We start from the raw sequence: 17,729 nt of genomic DNA on the forward strand, positions 1-17,729 counted from the left end.
CGCAATGTCACCACGCGACGGTTACTCTTTAGCCCAGCGATCCAGATTCGCCGCGATATTTGCCAACCGCTCCAGAGGGTCGTGGCTGGCCAGTAACTCCACACGTGCGGCATCGTCCAGGGGAAGCAGTTGGGCGAGCTGCCAGGACAATGCTTCGGCAGTTTCCACCGGGGCAAACTTCAGCGAGAGCGTGGCGGTGTGTTGCTTGAGTTCGTTTAACACGGCCATCAGCCCGTCGTAGGTTTCCGGTACCGGGTGGGCGTCTTCATCCGGCAACCACTCTACCTCTGCCATCAACAGGCCATCTTCCTCGGGGAACGTTTCCACAATGCGGAAGCGGGACTCGCCGGCCACATCGATATGCAACAGCCCTTCCTCTCCCTGGCTCCAGTCGACGATACGCACATACAACCCCAGCGGCCAGACTTCCGCCGGCCCCACTTCCCTGCCACTACGGATAAGTGCCACCCCGAAGCCGGTATCGGATTTCAACGAGTCGGTCACCAGCCGCAGGTAACGCTGCTCAAAAATTCGCAACGGCAGGGTCACACCAGGAAACAGCGCCATGTTGAGGGGAAAGAGTGGGATAAGGGACAAAATTTCGACTCTCTGGCTATTTTGGGGTGGCGACAAAGATACCACTCCTGTGGATGGCACAAGAATAATCTCCCCACCTCAAAACAAAAACTCGCGCCAACTGTTCTATGCTCAAATCTATATGCGAACGGTTATTCAGTGAGAGGTATCCCATGCGCTGGCGCGAAGGTCGCAGAAGTTCGAACGTTGAAGATCGCCGCGGGCAACGCTCTGCGGGAGGCGGCGGGGGCATGGGCGGCCTGGGCAACCTGCTGGCACTGGCACCCTTCCTACTGCGCAGCAAGAAAGGTTGGCTGATTCTGCTGGCACTGGCAGCGCTGTATTACTTTGGCGGTAACCTGTTCAGCGGTATGCCGAGCACGGAATCTCCAAGCCTTGGGCCCGACGCGCAGACGGCACCTGGAGCGCCGGCAGCGGACGACGAGGTCGCGGAGTTTGTTTCTGTTGTTCTGGGAACGACTGAGGATGTTTGGGGGCAGATTTTCCAGCAAGCGGGCTCACAGTACTCTGCCCCCAAACTGGTACTTTATACGGATGCTGTGCGCTCCGCGTGTGGCCTGAGTTCCGCAGCAGTCGGCCCCTTTTACTGCCCCGGGGACCAGAAGGTGTATCTGGACCTGAGCTTCTTAAACGAATTGAAAAAACTGGGGGCGCCGGGTGACTTCGCATTCGCCTATGTGATAGCCCACGAGGTGGGTCACCATGTGCAGAATCTGCAGGGTATCTCCGCGAAAGTACAGCAAGCGCGCATGCAGGCAGACAAGGTAACGGCGAACCGCCTTTCGGTAATGCTGGAGTTACAGGCAGACTGTTATGCAGGAGTTTGGGCGTTCTATGCCAATCGCGACAAGCAGATGCTGGAGCCCGGTGATGTTGAAGAAGGCCTTCGTGCCGCTGCGGCGGTAGGCGACGACCACCTGCAACGCCGAGCCGGCCGCGCCGTCTCCCCCGACGCCTTCACCCACGGCAGCGCCGAACAGCGGGCCTACTGGTTCCAGCAGGGGTTCAGCACCGGTGACGTCAACAAGTGCAATACCTTTGCGGCACTATCTGGGCAGTAACAGTTCAGTACCTCGTAGTCCGAAAAAAACGTCGAAATCGAGCCCGGTGGCAGCGCCGCTACCGGGTACTACCTTTTGAGACACGAGCTAGGCGCCCCCCTCAACCCATCCATGGGGGCTCTCCTAAAACATCCCTGTTTTAGAAGGTCTCGCGAAGCCGCACCCGGTATCGACACTTTCGCTTCGGCGTTTGAGTCCTTATAAGGCTGTGTATGCTGGCTCCTTAGTTCGTTACACACTAAGCTTGCCGCTCACGAAATTATTCATTACCAAACTATTAGGGAGATTCCCGTGCCAAGAGCAACAGCCCGCCACATTCTGGTAGAAAGCGAAGCCCAGTGTCAGGACCTGAAAAAGCAAATTGAAGACGGCGCCGATTTCGGAAAGGTTGCCCAGCAATACTCCAAGTGCCCCTCCGGCCGCAACGGTGGCGACCTGGGTGAGTTTGGTCAGGGTCAGATGGTGCCGGAATTCGACAAGGTGGTTTTCAACGATGAGTTGAACAAGGTACACGGTCCGGTGAAAACCCAGTTTGGTTATCACCTGTTGGAAGTAACTAGCCGTACCGATTGATATCGCGATTCACGCATCACGTAAGAAATACTGAAGCCTGAATCGAAGGTGCCGATGTCGGGGGCAGTCTTACGAGACCTTCAAAAACAGGGCTGAAGGCGCCGTGAATACATGGAGCGGCTGGGTACTTTTTGCAGAGCCCCCAGGGATGGGTTCACGGCGTGTCTCGTAAGACTGCCCCCGACAGCGGAACCGCCACGGTGCCAGATACGAAGCGCCCGTGAACCACAAGACTACAAACACATTACTCAGCGCTAGTCTCAGCCTGCCACTCGAACAGGTTCATCTCGATAAAGAAGAAGGCCACCAGCCACAGGAAGGCGTCCCAGAAATCCAGGAAGCTGCCGTTGATACCCCAGTAAATGGCGCACAGCAGCAGGGTGAAATAGAGCAGGCCCTTGATGACCTGGGAATAACGCATGATGGAGTCCGACAGCTGGTGACGCAGTTGCAGCCACACATCGAATGCCAGGATCGCCACCACCAGCAGCCAGGCACCGGCATTGATCACATCCACCCACGCCAGCCACTGAATCTCTCGCCAGATCTCCGCATCACCCACGATTTGTGCATCGGCAAGACGAAGCAAGCTCGTATCCGCCAGCGACCCGCAATTTGCCGCCGTCAGCGCCACGTAATCGTCCTGTTCCAGCACCATCGACCAGCCACCGCTGGCCGCCAGATCACAGGCAGAACCGGTTACCGGCAAAAGATGCGTCAGCGACACCATCTCCGAGAAATAGCCATAAAACGAATAGATGATAAATACATAACAGAATGCGGAAACCGCATTGAGCGCCCACTTGGTAGCGCCTTTAAGCCGCTCATCAGAGAGCACCCAGGTTTCCAGCTCGAACACCAACAGCAGTAATACCCACGCCAGCGTATCGATGGAATCGTTATAGGCCTCAATGATTTTGCTCAGGCTTACACCGTCGGCAAATACCGTACCGGCCGCTGCGTGGTTCTCGACGAAGAACGCATACACGTTGTACGCCAAAAGGCAGTAAACGGTGTACTTGAAGATTTTGAACAGGGTATAGCGGTTAGCAGAAAGACCAGCCAAAGAAACCACCTCGGACATTGGCGACGCACCTCGATCACGTAATTATTGTTTTATTCTGCCCAGCCCTAACCGAGAACCAACGGCCAGTAATCCACGGCAAGATACGTAAATATCGAATAATTGTTCGGTTTATGCAACCATCCGTATGCAGATTGACCAACAGACAGATTCAGTTCGCCCCCGCGCGCTCAGCCTCCTGTGCCCCGGCACCGTCATCAAACAGGCGGTCGAACTGCACTTTCGGATCCGACCACTCGCCACTGATCCGATAGCTCACGCTAGCCACCCGGTCCACCTGCTTCTTGAACACCTTACTGATCAGGTAGACACCCGCCGCCGCCGGCAGGCCTCCGGCCAACGCTGCGACAAACGCGAGATTGTTCCCCACTGGCAAGGTTGCCACCAGCGTCAGATTGAGGTCTTCCCGGCGCAGATTCACCCGCCCCGCCATCTGTAGTTCACTGGTCGGGCCTTCCACCTGAATGGGCACCGCGATCAGCAACTCCCCATCCCCCTCAAAGTAAACTTCGCCGCGCACCTGGTCGAAGGTAAGACCACTCTGTACCAGGTCGGAAAAATCCAGACGCAAGCGACGTGCCCAGGTATCGAAATTGAAGAGTGACAGCAGACGCAGCAGTGAAGTACCCGCGTTATCACTGGCGCGCAGGAAACGGCCATTGCGAATATCAATACTGATCTCGCCATTCATACCATTCGGGCTGACCATGGCGGGGGAACCGCTCCAACGCAAAGCCGTGTCAAATACCGCACTGCGGCTCTCGATCGCCGCTTCCTGCCCCCAGGCCTGCAAGACATCTCCAAGGTTGTCCCCACGCAGTCGACCGATAAACTGGGAGGACTCGGTACCATCCTCATCGCGCATCCACATCAACTGTGCGCCCAGCTTGTTTTCGCCCTCACCGCGCCCTTCGACACGGATACCTCGTATGGCACCCTGAATTTCACTGATGACCAGGCGCTGCTCAGATGGGCGCAGGCGGAATGACCAGGGCCCCATGGCCTCGTCGCCCAACCACAGGTGTTCGGTAGAAAAGTCCACTCGTGGCAGACTGGTAAAATCAAAACCTTGCCAGCGATCCGGCCGGGAAAGTCCACTGTCTGACATCAGCGCATCTACAGGCTGCGCCTCTGAAGCGTCTTCCCTCGGCGGGTTTTCTGCTGCGAACGCAGGCAAGCGCAGGTGTTCCAGTTTTACTCGCAGCGGTGACGCGGAGTTAAGCATGCCACTCAGTTCACCCGCGGCAATTTCACTGTCGAACGCAAGCTGCCAATCCGCACCAAGGCCGCGGCCACGCACGTGAATATTGTCAATCTGCACCGCATCAGACACCTTCAACAGATCTGTGCTGAGGTCCAGATTGATCGGCAGCGGTGACTCGCTCGGTTCCGCGCTGGATTCGGCGGTCGGCGCGGTGTATATCTCAAGCGCTTTCTTCCATGGCGCCAGCTCCACCAGCGAGAGGTCCCCCACAACCGAAATACCGGGTGTATCCGGCAATTTCGCCGGCGCATTCAGGGCAATGGCTGCACGCTCGAGCCTGCCATCCACCTGCCACAACTGCCCCTGCAGATGCTCGCCGTAGCTGATGTGATAGAGGTTCCCCTGATCGCCGACAGGCACGCGCATTACGAAACGGGACTTGTCGCCACTGGGCTTACCGAGAGGCACTGGCAGGTTGACCGCAACCTGCTGCAGGTCAGATGTCAGCTCCAGGATCGCACGATAGGGTTTTTCTTTGGATTTGGCAGGGATGGTCACCAGGGCCTGGTAATCGAGCTCTCCGTCCAACCACTGCAATTCCGGGCGTCCACTCCACACGCCGATACCATCGGTACTCGCTGTACCATTCACCACGACCTGGGTATCTCGCTCATCGCCATGCCCCAGGTGCTGAATTGACGCCCGAAGCGGCTGTCCCCACAGCTGGCCGCGAAAACGCGAGCCCTCGAGGCCGGTCTCACTGTGATAGCGCACGCTGCCATTGAGCTGCTGAATTTCCAGATTCAGACGTTGCAGTTCCAGGCTGGCATCGGAAAGTGCCAGCTCGACGGTTTGTTGTGGGGTAAATTCGGCCCCCCCTAAAGGTTGCGCAATCTCCAGTGTTCCCTGCATGGCGCCGTCCAACGACCAGCTGTCAAAGGCGTCCCCCAGGTTGTTACGCAATGGCGACTCCCGCAGCAATTTGAGGCCATCCGCCGCTGGCCCCTGCAATTCTGCAAATACATCCAGACGCGAGCCACCGGGCGCGGGAGATATCCGCACCGCGACATTGGTACCTTCGACATTCCACAACCTTGCCGTGGGAGCAATGACGACGACCTCGGTATCATTAATCCCCAGGTGTCCATCCACATCTTCGGCAGCTGGCCAGCCAGGACTGTACTGCAATCGACTATCGGCAATATCGGCCTGCAACTGCACTGTCTGACGCTGAGCATGCTGTCCCAGTGCGAGGAGCGCCGGGTCCTCCCCATCCCGATAGCTATATCCGCGGTAGACAAAGCCCGCTGCGGGGATACGGCCCTTATTGTTTGCACCGATACCGCTGTTGAGCCAGTTACGCAGGTCGTCGCTCACCGCCGTGGGTACCAGATGGCGCTGTTCGGAAACGGCCACATCACGCAGCCCCAGCGCCAGGGTAAAGTCCGCAGCCCGGGTAAATGGCACCAGCGGGATCTGCAGCAGGAACTGCCCCATAAAGACCCCGCCACCGGGTATGGTTTCATTACCTGCATTATCCACTGCGTCCAGAGACAGCGGCCCCGAATACACCGATACGGTTTCGTGTTCCCGGTCGACTTCCCAGGCTACGGTGCCGCGAGCCATAGAAAAGTGAAACGGGGTGTCATACAACTTGGGAAAATGGGCACTGAAACCCTGCTCACTGTCCAGTTCGACGCGCCCACCCTTTCCATTCAACGACAGGAAACCGTTGACCCCGGTAACCGCCGGTGCGCCGCGATGCGCTCCCGCCGCGACATCGCGCAAGTTCGCGGAAACCGTGACTTCACCATCCAACCGGGACAGACGCACATTCAACAACTCCCCCGAGGGCTCAAGCGCCTGCAGCCATTCATCGGCTTTCGCAGGAATCAGTTCCAGCACCTTCAATACCCGGTGCCAGGCCTGCAGTTCAATCTGATCCACGGCGAGCTGCAAGCCACCATCCTGGTCACCGCTGGCCTGAATATTGACGGCGGGAACTTCCAGCTGCTGCCAGTTCAACCCCAGATCCTGTAACACCAACTCCCAGTTTTTCCCCGGCCGCCAATGACCGGAAATATTGCTGGAAGTCGCATTCAGAGTCTCCAGTGCGCCGGCGGCACTTGTCGAGGCGACAGCACCGGCGGTTTCTTCCGATTGCTGGGCGAGACTCAAATTACCGCGCAGGCTGTACCCGGAGGTTGCATCCGAACTCAACCACAAGCGCCCACCGGCGAGCTTGCGTCCTGGCCAATACAGTTTTTCCGGTAGCGGTGACAGCTGGTACAGAAGCCCCACCAGATCAGCATCGATCAATAGCTCATTGAGCTGAACGTATCCGCGCAGAGAAAAATCATCGCTGCGCCGCGGGTTACCGCGTCCTTCCAGTACCAGCCGCAGGCTTTCTTCGCCGCTGTGTAGACTCTCCATGGCGCCAGTGACAAATGCCCGGGCCACCAGCCGGTGAAACCCGCCGCTGTTCTCCAGCAGAATTTCCTTAAGATTCAGATTGGCGGACTGTCCATCGGTGAGAGACAGGCTGATGCTGGCATCCCGCACCAGCACCTTGGGGCCGAGCTGAAAGATACGCGCCGGATCACCAAGGCGCACGCCGCCACGGCTTTCCTCTGCCGGTTTACTGGCCAGGGGAAAACCACGCACCTGCCAGCCGCCTTCCGGACGCTGCTCCAGTTCTGCGGAAAAACCGTCCACTTCCAGGTTTTTCCAGATCAGCTCGCGATTCCACAGGCTCGCCAGCAGATCCAGGTGGAACAGCCCCCGTTGCAGTTTTACCTGACCCTCGGCGCCAATTTTCAGCCCATCGATCTGCAGCGCGACCTCCAGGGCCTGCCACTGTAGAGAAATGTGTTCCAGCGCTACCGGCGCTCCCAGGCGTTCTGATAGCGCCTGGCCAATCTGCGCGCTGTATTTGCCAACCTGTGGCGAGAGCATACGACCGGTCTGCACAAGGATTGCCAGAGTGATCACAGTGATCACCACCAGCAACCAGAACTTGCGGGCAAACCAGCGCAACCACAGCATCAGCCGGCCTCCCCCACAGGGGTGACACGCGCGAAAGCCGTCACAGTCGGGCGGTTACACCAGAACAATGTCGTACTGCTCCTGGTTGTAGATGGGTTCCACCTGAAACTGGATGGGGCGCGCGATAAATTCTTCCAGGTCCGCCACATTTGCGGACTCTTCATCCAGCAGTAAATCGATCACCACCTGGCTGGCCAGGACCATGATTTTGTCGCTGTCATAGGCTCGCGCCTCGCGAATGATCTCGCGAAAGATTTCGTAGCAGACGGTTTCTGCCGTTTTCAGTGTGCCGCGGCCGGCACAGACGGAGCACGGCTCACAAAGCATCTGACCGAGAGATTCGCGAGTACGCTTACGGGTCATCTCCACCAGGCCCAGTTCGGACACGCCGGTAATGCTGCTCTTGGCGTGATCCCGCTCCAGCGCTTTTTCCAGGGTGCGCAGGACCTGACGCTGGTGCTCGGTGTCCTGCATATCGATAAAGTCGATGATGATGATGCCACCCAGGTTGCGCAGGCGTAGTTGGCGGGCAATGGCAGTGGCCGCTTCCAGGTTGGTCTTGAAAATGGTCTCTTCGAGATTGCGATGGCCGACAAACGCACCGGTGTTCACATCGATGGTACTCATGGCCTCGGTCTGCTCGACGATCAGGTAGCCGCCGGATTTCAGGGTCACCTTGTTCTGTAGTGCCTTGCGGATTTCTTCTTCAACACCGTACAAATCAAACAGCGGGCGCTCACCGGGATAGTGCTCGATACGCGGGGCAATTTCCGGCGCGTACTTGCTGGTGAACTTGGCCGCGCGGGCGTGTGCCTCGCGGGAATCGATACGGATCTTTTCCGTATGCGGCCGCGCCAGATCCCGCAGGGCGCGCATAAACAGCGGCAGGTCTTCGTAGATGATGGCCGGCTCTTTCTCCGACTTGATCCGCTGCTCCAGCTCTTTCCACAGTTTGTAAAGAAACGGGATATCCCGCAGTAACTCTTCCTCGCTGACACCTTCGGCCACGGTGCGTAGGATAAAACCACCATCGCCGCTCAATCCTTCATCGGCGAGTTTGGTCGAGGCAAGATCCACCAGCTCGCGCAGGCGCTCGCGCTCAGATTCGTCCTCGATGCGGTTGGAAATACCGATATGACGGGTCTGGGGCATATACACCAGGTAGCGTGCGGATACGGACAGATGCGTGGTGAGACGCGCGCCCTTGCTGGAGATGGGGTCTTTGACCACCTGCACCACCAGCGACTGCCCCTCCCGCACCAGAGCGCGAATATCGGCAACTTCGCCTTCGCGGGATTCCATGCCTTCATCGTCCAGGGGCGCGATATCCGATGCGTGGATAAACCCCGCCCGTTCCAGACCAATATCCACAAACGCAGCCTGCATCCCCGGCAGCACCCGTACAACTTTTCCTTTATAGATATTGCCGACGATGCCACGGCTGGCGGTTCGCTCCAGATACACTTCCTGCAGCACACCGTTTTCCACCAGCGCCACGCGGGTTTCCATGGGCGCCACGTTGATGAGTAATTCTTCGCTCACGGGCGTAACTCCTAAATCGTCCCTGCATCCGCCCCAGAAGAGCGCTTGTCAAATTGCCAGTAGGGAATACCCGCTCGCTGCAGAAACCCGGCCAGGGTTTCCAGCGGCAGCCCCACTACGTTGCTGTAACTACCATGGATGGATTCCACTAACAGCGCCCCCATACCCTGGATACCGTAGCCACCGGCCTTGTCCTGGGGTTCACCGGTATTCCAGTAACCCTCAATCAGCGCTCGGTCCAGCGGGCGAAAACGCACCCGGGTTTCGACAACGTCACAAAATGACTGCTCCGTGCCAGTCAGGCTGATGGCGGTCAACACGGTATGCTCGCGCCCGGACATCAGCCGCATCATGCGCGCAAAATCGGTGAAATCACGGGGTTTCTCCAGGATCTCATCGTCTACCAGACCCAGCGTATCCGCCCCCAATGACCAGGCTGTCGCATCGTTATGGGCCAGTGCGAGGCCCGCACGGGATTTTTCCTGAGCGAGCCGCAGCACGTATTCACGCCCGGATTCACCGGGTTGGCGAATCTCTTCAACTGAGGTCGCTGCGGAGGAAAAGGGAACACCGATCTGCATCAGCAGCTCTGCACGCCGGGGGGACCCGGAGGCGAGAATGAGGCGCGAGGAAGGACTGGCTTGTCGGGAGTCTGATCGTGGCACGGGCAACGCTTATGATTATGTGTTTGCTGGCAGAAGGCCTGATTATAGCGGCCACGCTCGAAAAATAACCGGCCTGCGCGGACACTTAACACTATTTTTCAATTGTTCTTCTCGACTCCGGCAACGCCACAAATAAGACAACCGTCTATTTAAGGACCCTACCACTTGCCACTACCGGATTCGCAGACTGGTAGCCATACGGTGCAGCCAGGGAGTCACCAGCGGCCACAGCAATGCGGTAGTCAGCGCTGGCCACAGAAATGTCAGCCCGGGCACCGTCTTTCCCGCCAGACTGTGCACCCAATTGCCGAGGAGCTGATTGATCCCCACCAGCACAAATACCCACATCAACTGCTGCCCGGGATTGAACGCCCGTGTGCGCCGATAAGTCAGCAGACTGAAATAAGCCAGTACCGCCAACGCCAGTGCGTGGGCGCCAAGGGTAGAACCGGTGACCAGGTCTTCCGCCAGCCCGGCGATCCAGGCAAACCCCACTCCCAGCTCCTGGGGCATACGGGTGGTCCAGAAGATCACCAGCAGTGCACAGAAGGCGGGGCGAAACCACAACCAGTTTGCGGGCAGAGGCATCACCGCCAGCAGCAGGGCGACGACAAAGGTGAACAGGATAAACCAGCGATTGTGGGCATCCATGAGATCAGTTCTGCCCGTCTGTCAACGTCTCGCTGAGCACCGCAAGCACGAAGCGACTGCGATTCATCAGACCGCGAGGCTGCACATCCACATCGGCAAACGCCCTCCCCGGGTCGCGCTTGACGGAGATCACCTCGCCCACCGGATATCCTGCGGGGAAGCGGCCACCAAGACCGGAACTCAGCAGCAGATCACCTTCGCGGATATCACTGGTATTCGCCAGATGACGCAGTTTGAGACGGTACAGGTCACCGGTGCCCTCGGCCACCGCACGCACACTGTTACGCAGCACCTGCACCGGCAGAGCGTGGTTGGCGTCGGTAATCAGCAGTACCCGACTGGAAAAGTCTCCCGCTTCAATCACCTGCCCCAGCAGGCCACTGGCATCCATGATCGCGGTACCCTGCCGCACACCGTCACTGCGCCCCTTGTCGATAATCAGTACGTGCTCCAGGGGATCCGGAGAAACGCCGATCACCTGAGCCACCAGTACTCGCTCGTCCACGCTTTCCGCAGAGTTCATCAACTCTTTCAGCTGGGTATTTTCTGCGCGCACTGCGGCCAGCAGCTGAGCCTGCTGTTCCAGCAGCATCACCTGGTGCTTGAGGCGACTGTTTTCCTCCACCAGCTCTTCGCGGGTACGCAGCTGCTCACCGGCCCAGTCACCCACACGGGACGGGGTTCCGGTAATCCAGTAGAAAGGTGCAGCGAGACTGGAGAGGCGCTCGCGTACCGGGTCAAGCCAGTCGGTGTAAAGGTTGACCAGAATCAGCGCCGTCGCCAATGCCCCCAGCACGATGATGCGGGACTCCGGCGACGGTCCTCGGGTAAATAGCGGTTTAATGGGCGGCCCCCATTGACCAGTTCAGCAATGATGTTGTTATTGGCTGTGGCGCGATTCCGTGCGCGGGTGCAGCGGCGGCGCCCTATCCATGAGCACCACCATCAATCAGGCAGGCGTTATCAGTTGGAAACCAGGTATAGACGGCTCTTGTCCATCATATCCAGCGCCTGACCGCCACCACGGGCGACGCAGGTAAGCGGATCGTCGGCGACGATCACCGGCAGACCGGACTCTTCCATCAACAGGCGATCCAGATCACGCAGCAACGCGCCACCACCGGTCAGCACCATACCGCGCTCGGCAATATCGGATGCCAGCTCGGGGGGAGACTGCTCCAGCGCGCTCTTCACCGCCTGTACAATACCGGTCAGCGGCTCTTGCAGTGCTTCCAGAATCTCGTCGCTGTTCAGGGTAAAGCTGCGCGGTACACCTTCCGCCAGGTTGCGACCGCGCACGTCGATCTCGCGCACTTCGCTACCAGCGTAGGCACAGCCGATTTCCTCTTTGATACGCTCTGCGGTGGCATCGCCAATGACACTGCCGTAGTTGCGGCGCACATAGTTGACGATGGCCTCGTCGAACCGGTCGCCACCGATACGTACGGAATCGGAGTAAACCACGCCGTTCAGGGAGATGATCGCGATCTCGGTGGTACCACCACCGATATCCACCACCATGGAACCAGAGGCTTCTTCTACTTTCAGGCCGGCACCGATGGCGGCGGCCATTGGCTCTTCGATCAACCACACCTCGCGGGCACCGGCGCCCAGGGCGGATTCGCGGATCGCACGGCGTTCAACTTCCGTGGACTGGCAGGGAACACACACCAGAACCCGCGGGCTTGGGCGCATCCAGCTGTTCTCGTGCACCTTCTTGATGAAGTGCTGCAGCATCTTCTCGGTGACCTGGAAGTCCGCAATCACGCCGTCTTTTAGTGGGCGGATGGCGGTGATATTGCCCGGGGTACGGCCCAGCATACGCTTCGCCTCTACACCTACCGCTTCCACGATTTTGGTGCCGTTATAGTGGCGAATGGCGACAACAGAGGGTTCATCAAGGACTACGCCGCGATCGCGCACGTAGATCAGCGTGTTGGCAGTACCCAGGTCGATAGAGAGATCACTGGAGAACATGCCCCGCAAACGTTTAAACATGGAATTCGGTTACCTTAATTCTGATGTACAACACCCAATCCGGGTCGGGTGCCGCGGGCGCCGACAGAAGCCCCGGGCGAAGATGCGCCACAGGGTAATTAGTCCACGCAAATAATTCTGTGTTCCGGACGGCGTTTTCGTCCGCTTTTCGACAAATTAGCCAGACACACTCGTAGCCTAGCCAGAATCGGCAAACTCTAACAACGGCGCGGGTTGAGGGCAAGGCGAAATAGTAAGCATAAAAGAATGAGGATTAAGAGTTTCCCCCACAGATATGCTAAATTTGCGCACCTTCTGTTCCCGCCGGCCCGGCTAAACCCGGGTTTGGCCGCAATTTAGCCAATGAGAAGCTGGAGTCTCTATCCCCATGGCCGTGGACGCGCAAACCGTTGAAAAGCTGGCCGAACTGGCCCGCATCGCCATTTCCGAAGAAACCATAGACGAAGTCAGCAGCCGCCTGGGCGATGTACTGCAACTGGTGGACCAGTTGCAGGCCGTCAATACCGACGGCGTCGCGCCTATGGCGCACCCCCTGGACGAAGTGCAGGTACTGCGCAAAGACGAAGTAACCGAGTCCAACCGTCGCGAAGACTTCCTCGCCCTGGCCCCACAGACAGAGGCGGGCCTGTATCTGGTGCCCAAGGTCATCGACTAAGAGGCCATTGATTATCGCATCACCAGTCCCGAGCGAATACAGAATAGACAAGAAACCGGATTTCCAATGCATCAGTTGACCATCGCCGAGATCATTCGCGGCCTGCGCGACAAACAGTTCTCCAGCGTCGAGATCACCAGCCATCTGCTGGAGCGTATCCAGGAGCTGGACAACCAGTTCAACAGCTTCATTACCGTCACCGGCGACCAGGCGATCAAAGAAGCCGCCGCCGCCGACGCCCGCCTGGCCCAGGGCGACGCCCCGGCCCTGTGCGGCGTACCCATCGCCCACAAGGACATCTTCTGTACCAGTGGCGTGCGCACCAGCTGCGGCTCGAAGATGCTCGACAACTTCGTGCCCCCCTACGACGCCACCGTTGTGGATAACTTCCAGCAGGCGGGCGCGGTCAGCCTGGGTAAAACCAATATGGACGAGTTCGCCATGGGCTCCTCCAACGAATCCAGCTTCTACGGCGCGGTAAAAAACCCGTGGAATGTGGAGCGCATTCCCGGTGGTTCCTCCGGTGGTTCCGCCGCCGCGGTGGCCGCGCTGTTGGTACCCGGCACCACCGCCACCGACACCGGCGGCTCCATCCGCCAGCCCGCGGCCATGACCGGCACCACAGGCCTCAAACCCACCTACGGCCGCGTATCCCGCTGGGGCATGATTGCCTTCGCCTCCAGCCTCGACCAAGGCGGCCCCATTACCCGCACCGCGGAAGACGCCGCGCTGATGCTGTCGGTGATGGCAAGCCCGGACAAGAAAGATTCCACCTGCCTGGACCGCCCGACCCAGGACTACACCGCCAATCTGAACGACTCCATCAAGGGACTGAAGATCGGCGTGCCCAGCGAGTACTTCGGTGAAGGCCTGGATAGCGAAGTGGGTGCGCGTGTGCAGGAAGCACTGAAAGACTACGAAAAACTCGGCGCGGAACTGGTGGAAATCAGCCTGCCCCACAGCAAACTGGCGGTGCCAGCCTACTACGTGATCGCCCCGGCGGAAGCCTCCGCCAACCTGTCCCGCTTCGACGGCGTTCGCTACGGCTACCGCTGTGAAAATCCGGCGGACCTGCGCGACCTGTATATGCGCTCTCGCGGCGAAGGTTTCGGTGAGGAAGTGAAGCGCCGCATCTTGGTGGGCAGCTACGCCCTGTCTGCCGGTTACTACGACGCCTACTACAACAAGGCCCAGCAGGTGCGCCGCCTGATCAAACAGGATTTTGTCGACGCCTTCGACAAGGTCGACGTCATTATGGGCCCCACCGCCCCCAACCCGGCGTTCAAGCTGGGCGAGAAAAATGCCGATCCGGTGGCCATGTATCTGGAAGACATTTACACCATCGCCACCAACCTGGCCGGCCTGCCCGGCATGTCCATCCCCTGCGGTTTTGCCCACGGCCTGCCCGTCGGCCTGCAGATCATTGGCAACTATCTGGATGAAGCGCGCATGCTCAACGTCGCGCACCAGTTCCAGCAAGCCAGTGACTGGCACCAGAAAACCGCCCCGGCAGCAGAATAAGGAGACGAGACGTGGAATGGGAAGTCGTCATCGGGTTGGAAGTGCATGTGCAACTGGCCACCCAATCAAAAATTTTCTCCGGAGCCAGCACCGCCTTTGGTGCGGAGCCGAACACCCAGGCCTGCGCGGTCGACTTGGCCATGCCGGGCACCCTGCCGGTACCCAATGAAGAGGCTTTCCGCTTTGCGGTAATGTTCGGCCTCGCCATGAATGCGGAAATTGGCAAGCGCTCGGTATTCGAGCGCAAAAACTATTTCTACCCGGACCTGCCCAAGGGCTACCAGACCACCCAGTTGGAACAACCGATCGTCGGCGCCGGCCAGATCGAAATTCACCTGGAAGATGGCAGCAGCAAGACTGTGCGTTTGCACCACGCGCACCTGGAAGAGGATGCGGGCAAATCTTTACACGAAGACTTCCACGGCATGTCCGGCATCGACCTCAACCGCGCCGGTACGCCGCTAATCGAAATCGTATCCGAACCTGATATGCGCAGCGCTGCGGAAGCGGTTGCCTACCTGAAAAAGATCCACAGCATCGTCACCTACCTGGGTATTTCCGACGGTGATATGTCTCAGGGCTCCCTGCGCTGTGACGCCAACGTTTCCGTGCGTTTGAAAGGCGAAGAGGAACTGGGTACCCGCACCGAGATCAAGAACCTGAACTCCTTCCGCTTTATCGAGAAGGCGATCAAGGTGGAAGCCCAGCGCCAGATCGATCTGATCGAGGACGGTGGTAAGGTGACGCAGGAAACCCGCCTGTACGATGCGGACAAGAACGAAACCCGCTCCATGCGCAGCAAGGAAGTGGCCAACGACTACCGCTACTTCCCCTGCCCGGACCTGCTGCCGGTGGTTCTGACCGACGATTACGTGGAGCAGATTCGCAGCGAGCTGCCGGAGCTACCGGATGCGAAGTGTGCGCGTTTCGAGAAGGACTACGGCCTGTCTGCCTACGATGCGGATCAGCTGACCCAGGAGCGCGCCACTGCAGATTACTTTGAGCAGGTGGCAGCCAAGTCTGGCGAGCCTAAACTGGCAGCTAACTGGGTGATGGGTGAACTGGCGGCGCTGTTGAACCGCGAGGAAAAATCTATCGCCGATTCTCCGGTTTCTGCGGAGCACCTGGCGGGCCTGATCGCGCGCATCAAGGACAACACCATTTCCTCAAAGATCGCCAAGCAGGTGTTTGAGGCGATGGCGAATGGTGACGGTGATGCGGACACAGTCATCGAGGCCAAGGGCCTGAAGCAGGTTTCTGACACGGGTGCCATTGAGAAGATGGTGGACGATGTAATCGCGGCCTCTACTTCTCAAGTAGAAAACTACCGCAATGCCGACCCGGACAAGCGCCCGAAAATGATGGGCTTCTTTGTTGGCCAGATCATGAAGGCTTCCAAGGGGCAGGCGAATCCGCAGATGATCAACAAGATTCTGAAAGAGAAACTGGACGCACTGCTGTAGAAGTCTTGCATGTCGGGTTCTTCTAGCTCAGAGGTCCCTACTAGCAACCTTCAGTGGCGGTCGTGCACCGGGTGAAGCTTTTCGAAACCGAACTAGGCGTCCCCCTGGGAATACGTCCCTGTACGCTGCGTCGCAAACGTCCCTGTTTGCGACGCTTTCGAAAAGCTTCACCCGGCACCCAACCTTAAATTTCGACAAATGTACTTCGTATCAACTCGGCGAGCTAACCAAGCACTCTAAAAATTGATGCGAAGGCGATGTCGCCGGGATTTGTTTGCGAAACCTTCCGCGAGAGGGACCTCGCGGAAGAGCCCCCATGGATGGGTTAACGGGGGGGCGCCTAGCTCGTGTTTCGCAAACAAATACCGGCGGCAGCGCCGCCACCAAACCGCCCGACAAGGAGCGGAGGTGGTAAAGACACAAACGTAGAAAACAGACCACGAAAGGAATTAACAAGTGAGCCTGAAAAAAGACAAACAAAAAATCCTCGGTGAAGTATTCGACGATGAGCGTATCGCCGGTTTTCTGGAGGGTGACGCACCGGAAGGATTCAATCGGGATTTCTACCTGCTGGAGCGCGCCTACCGCGGTATGAAAGCAGAGAACTTTGAAACCTTCGTGCGCCTGTTCAAAGAACAGGGCCTGGACCTGAACAGCCAGAGCCCCGAAGGCCAGACTCTGCTCGCGCGCATCAGCGAACACAACCAGAGTGCGGAATACGCCGCCATTCTGAAGGCAGCAGGAGCACAGTAAAACATGACTTCCAACCCGGCACATGGCGTACACGCACTGATCCGGGGGGCGCAGCTGCTTACCCGGAAAGAGCTGCGCCCATTCATCATTATTCCCCTGCTCATCAACCTGGTACTGTTTATCGGACTGGGTGTCCTGATGATCAGCCAGTTCGACGACCTCGGCCGCTATATCGGCAGCCTGCTCTCCGATACCCCCGTCGACACCTCCAACATGTCCTGGTGGCGTGCGATTCTCGCCAAAGGCGCAGACTGGGCCGCGAGTGTATTCCAGTGGCTCGCATGGCTGATCGCCATTGTCGTGGTGCTCCTGTTCTTCTTCGTCTACGGCTACCTGTTCGGCATTATCACCAACATCATCGCCGCCCCGTTTAACGGCTTTCTCGCAGAAAAAGTCGAAGAACTTCTTACCGGCCACCCACCGCCCCCGGAAGCCCTGCACAGCATGGTACTCCGAACGCTCGGCCGGGAACTGCGCAAACTGATGTACTTTATTGGCTGGGGACTCGTGATTTTTGTGATCGCCTTGCTTACCAGCTGGACGGTGTTTATCCCCGCAATTCTCGGCGCACTCTGGGGAGCCTGGTGTATGGCAATCCAGTATGTGGACTATCCGCTGGACAACCATCAGCGCTCTTTCGGTGAGCTTAAAAGTGTCCTGATGCGCAAGAAGTTCACCACCTTGGGCTTTGGCGGTGCGGTGATGCTGGCAAAGATGGTGCCGATCCTGAATATTTTTGTAATGCCTGCCGCAGTGGCGGGGGGAACTGCGCTGTGGGTCGAGAGAATCTGGGCCGATGGTGACCCGGGCAAGGGCCCCAATGGAAGGAATATTCCGGTAGAGCAGTCGGCGGCCTCCGAAAAAAAATGGCCGAAAGGCATTCAGGGCCCGGATAAATAACCTGGTGGATGCGCTGC

15 protein-coding genes are annotated in these 17,729 nt (G+C 58.4%); 7 read left to right on the forward strand and 8 right to left on the reverse strand.

Annotated elements, in window-relative coordinates:
• Nucleotides 1-21: 21 nt before the first annotated feature.
• Nucleotides 22-597 (reverse strand): LON peptidase substrate-binding domain-containing protein, encoded by a 576-nt coding sequence (locus AAFH99_RS14155; RefSeq protein WP_043318685.1) that lies wholly within the window; start codon nt 595-597, stop codon nt 22-24.
• Between the two features lie 152 nt (nt 598-749).
• On the opposite strand from AAFH99_RS14155, the gene AAFH99_RS14160 reads away from it, so the two are divergent.
• The gene (locus AAFH99_RS14160; RefSeq protein WP_406828027.1) at nt 750-1,658 is read left to right on the forward strand and encodes a neutral zinc metallopeptidase; all 909 of its coding nucleotides are present in this window, start codon (nt 750-752) and stop codon (nt 1,656-1,658) included.
• Between the two features lie 291 nt (nt 1,659-1,949).
• Nucleotides 1,950-2,231 (forward strand): peptidylprolyl isomerase, encoded by a 282-nt coding sequence (locus AAFH99_RS14165; protein WP_043318700.1) that lies wholly within the window; start codon nt 1,950-1,952, stop codon nt 2,229-2,231.
• Nucleotides 2,232-2,475: 244 nt separating this feature from the next.
• Here the strand turns inward: AAFH99_RS14165 and AAFH99_RS14170 are convergent, their stop codons facing one another.
• The 7 genes from AAFH99_RS14170 to AAFH99_RS14200 form a co-directional block, all read right to left on the reverse strand.
• Complete coding sequence (locus AAFH99_RS14170; protein ID WP_406828028.1) at nt 2,476-3,315, reverse strand: hypothetical protein; 840 nt, start codon at nt 3,313-3,315, stop codon at nt 2,476-2,478.
• 151 nt (nt 3,316-3,466) lie between these two features.
• Nucleotides 3,467-7,564: a YhdP family protein gene (locus AAFH99_RS14175; RefSeq protein ID WP_406828029.1), complete on the reverse strand. Its 4,098-nt coding sequence runs from the start codon at nt 7,562-7,564 to the stop codon at nt 3,467-3,469.
• A gap of 54 nt (nt 7,565-7,618) precedes the next feature.
• Nucleotides 7,619-9,106 (reverse strand): ribonuclease G, encoded by a 1,488-nt coding sequence (gene rng, locus AAFH99_RS14180; protein WP_043318707.1) that lies wholly within the window; start codon nt 9,104-9,106, stop codon nt 7,619-7,621.
• An 11-nt stretch (nt 9,107-9,117) separates the two neighbouring features.
• Nucleotides 9,118-9,771, reverse strand: coding sequence for a nucleoside triphosphate pyrophosphatase (locus tag AAFH99_RS14185; RefSeq protein WP_081848023.1), 654 nt, complete (start codon nt 9,769-9,771; stop codon nt 9,118-9,120).
• Nucleotides 9,772-9,942: 171 nt separating this feature from the next.
• Nucleotides 9,943-10,422: a rod shape-determining protein MreD gene (gene mreD / locus AAFH99_RS14190; RefSeq protein ID WP_043318709.1), complete on the reverse strand. Its 480-nt coding sequence runs from the start codon at nt 10,420-10,422 to the stop codon at nt 9,943-9,945.
• Between the two features lie 4 nt (nt 10,423-10,426).
• Complete coding sequence (mreC, locus tag AAFH99_RS14195; protein ID WP_051687107.1) at nt 10,427-11,218, reverse strand: rod shape-determining protein MreC; 792 nt, start codon at nt 11,216-11,218, stop codon at nt 10,427-10,429.
• Between the two features lie 167 nt (nt 11,219-11,385).
• The gene (locus AAFH99_RS14200; RefSeq protein WP_043318714.1) at nt 11,386-12,420 is read right to left on the reverse strand and encodes a rod shape-determining protein; all 1,035 of its coding nucleotides are present in this window, start codon (nt 12,418-12,420) and stop codon (nt 11,386-11,388) included.
• Between the two features lie 367 nt (nt 12,421-12,787).
• Between AAFH99_RS14200 and gatC the strand changes: the two genes are divergently transcribed.
• From gatC to cysZ, 5 genes are all read left to right on the forward strand, one after another.
• The gene (gene gatC, locus AAFH99_RS14205; RefSeq protein ID WP_406828030.1) at nt 12,788-13,075 is read left to right on the forward strand and encodes an Asp-tRNA(Asn)/Glu-tRNA(Gln) amidotransferase subunit GatC; all 288 of its coding nucleotides are present in this window, start codon (nt 12,788-12,790) and stop codon (nt 13,073-13,075) included.
• A gap of 66 nt (nt 13,076-13,141) precedes the next feature.
• Nucleotides 13,142-14,596, forward strand: a complete 1,455-nt coding sequence (gatA, locus tag AAFH99_RS14210; RefSeq protein ID WP_406828031.1) for an Asp-tRNA(Asn)/Glu-tRNA(Gln) amidotransferase subunit GatA — start codon at nt 13,142-13,144, stop codon at nt 14,594-14,596.
• Between the two features lie 11 nt (nt 14,597-14,607).
• On the forward strand, nt 14,608-16,059 hold the full coding sequence (gene gatB, locus AAFH99_RS14215) for an Asp-tRNA(Asn)/Glu-tRNA(Gln) amidotransferase subunit GatB (RefSeq protein WP_043318720.1): 1,452 nt from the start codon (nt 14,608-14,610) through the stop codon (nt 16,057-16,059).
• A gap of 456 nt (nt 16,060-16,515) precedes the next feature.
• Complete coding sequence (locus AAFH99_RS14220; RefSeq protein ID WP_043318721.1) at nt 16,516-16,812, forward strand: PA4642 family protein; 297 nt, start codon at nt 16,516-16,518, stop codon at nt 16,810-16,812.
• 3 nt (nt 16,813-16,815) lie between these two features.
• Complete coding sequence (gene cysZ / locus AAFH99_RS14225) at nt 16,816-17,712, forward strand: sulfate transporter CysZ (RefSeq protein WP_043318723.1); 897 nt, start codon at nt 16,816-16,818, stop codon at nt 17,710-17,712.
• Nucleotides 17,713-17,729 lie beyond the last annotated feature (17 nt).

The sequence above is a fragment of the Microbulbifer sp. ARAS458-1 genome (genome assembly GCF_045348205.1).
Classification (GTDB): Bacteria; Pseudomonadota; Gammaproteobacteria; order Pseudomonadales; family Cellvibrionaceae; genus Microbulbifer.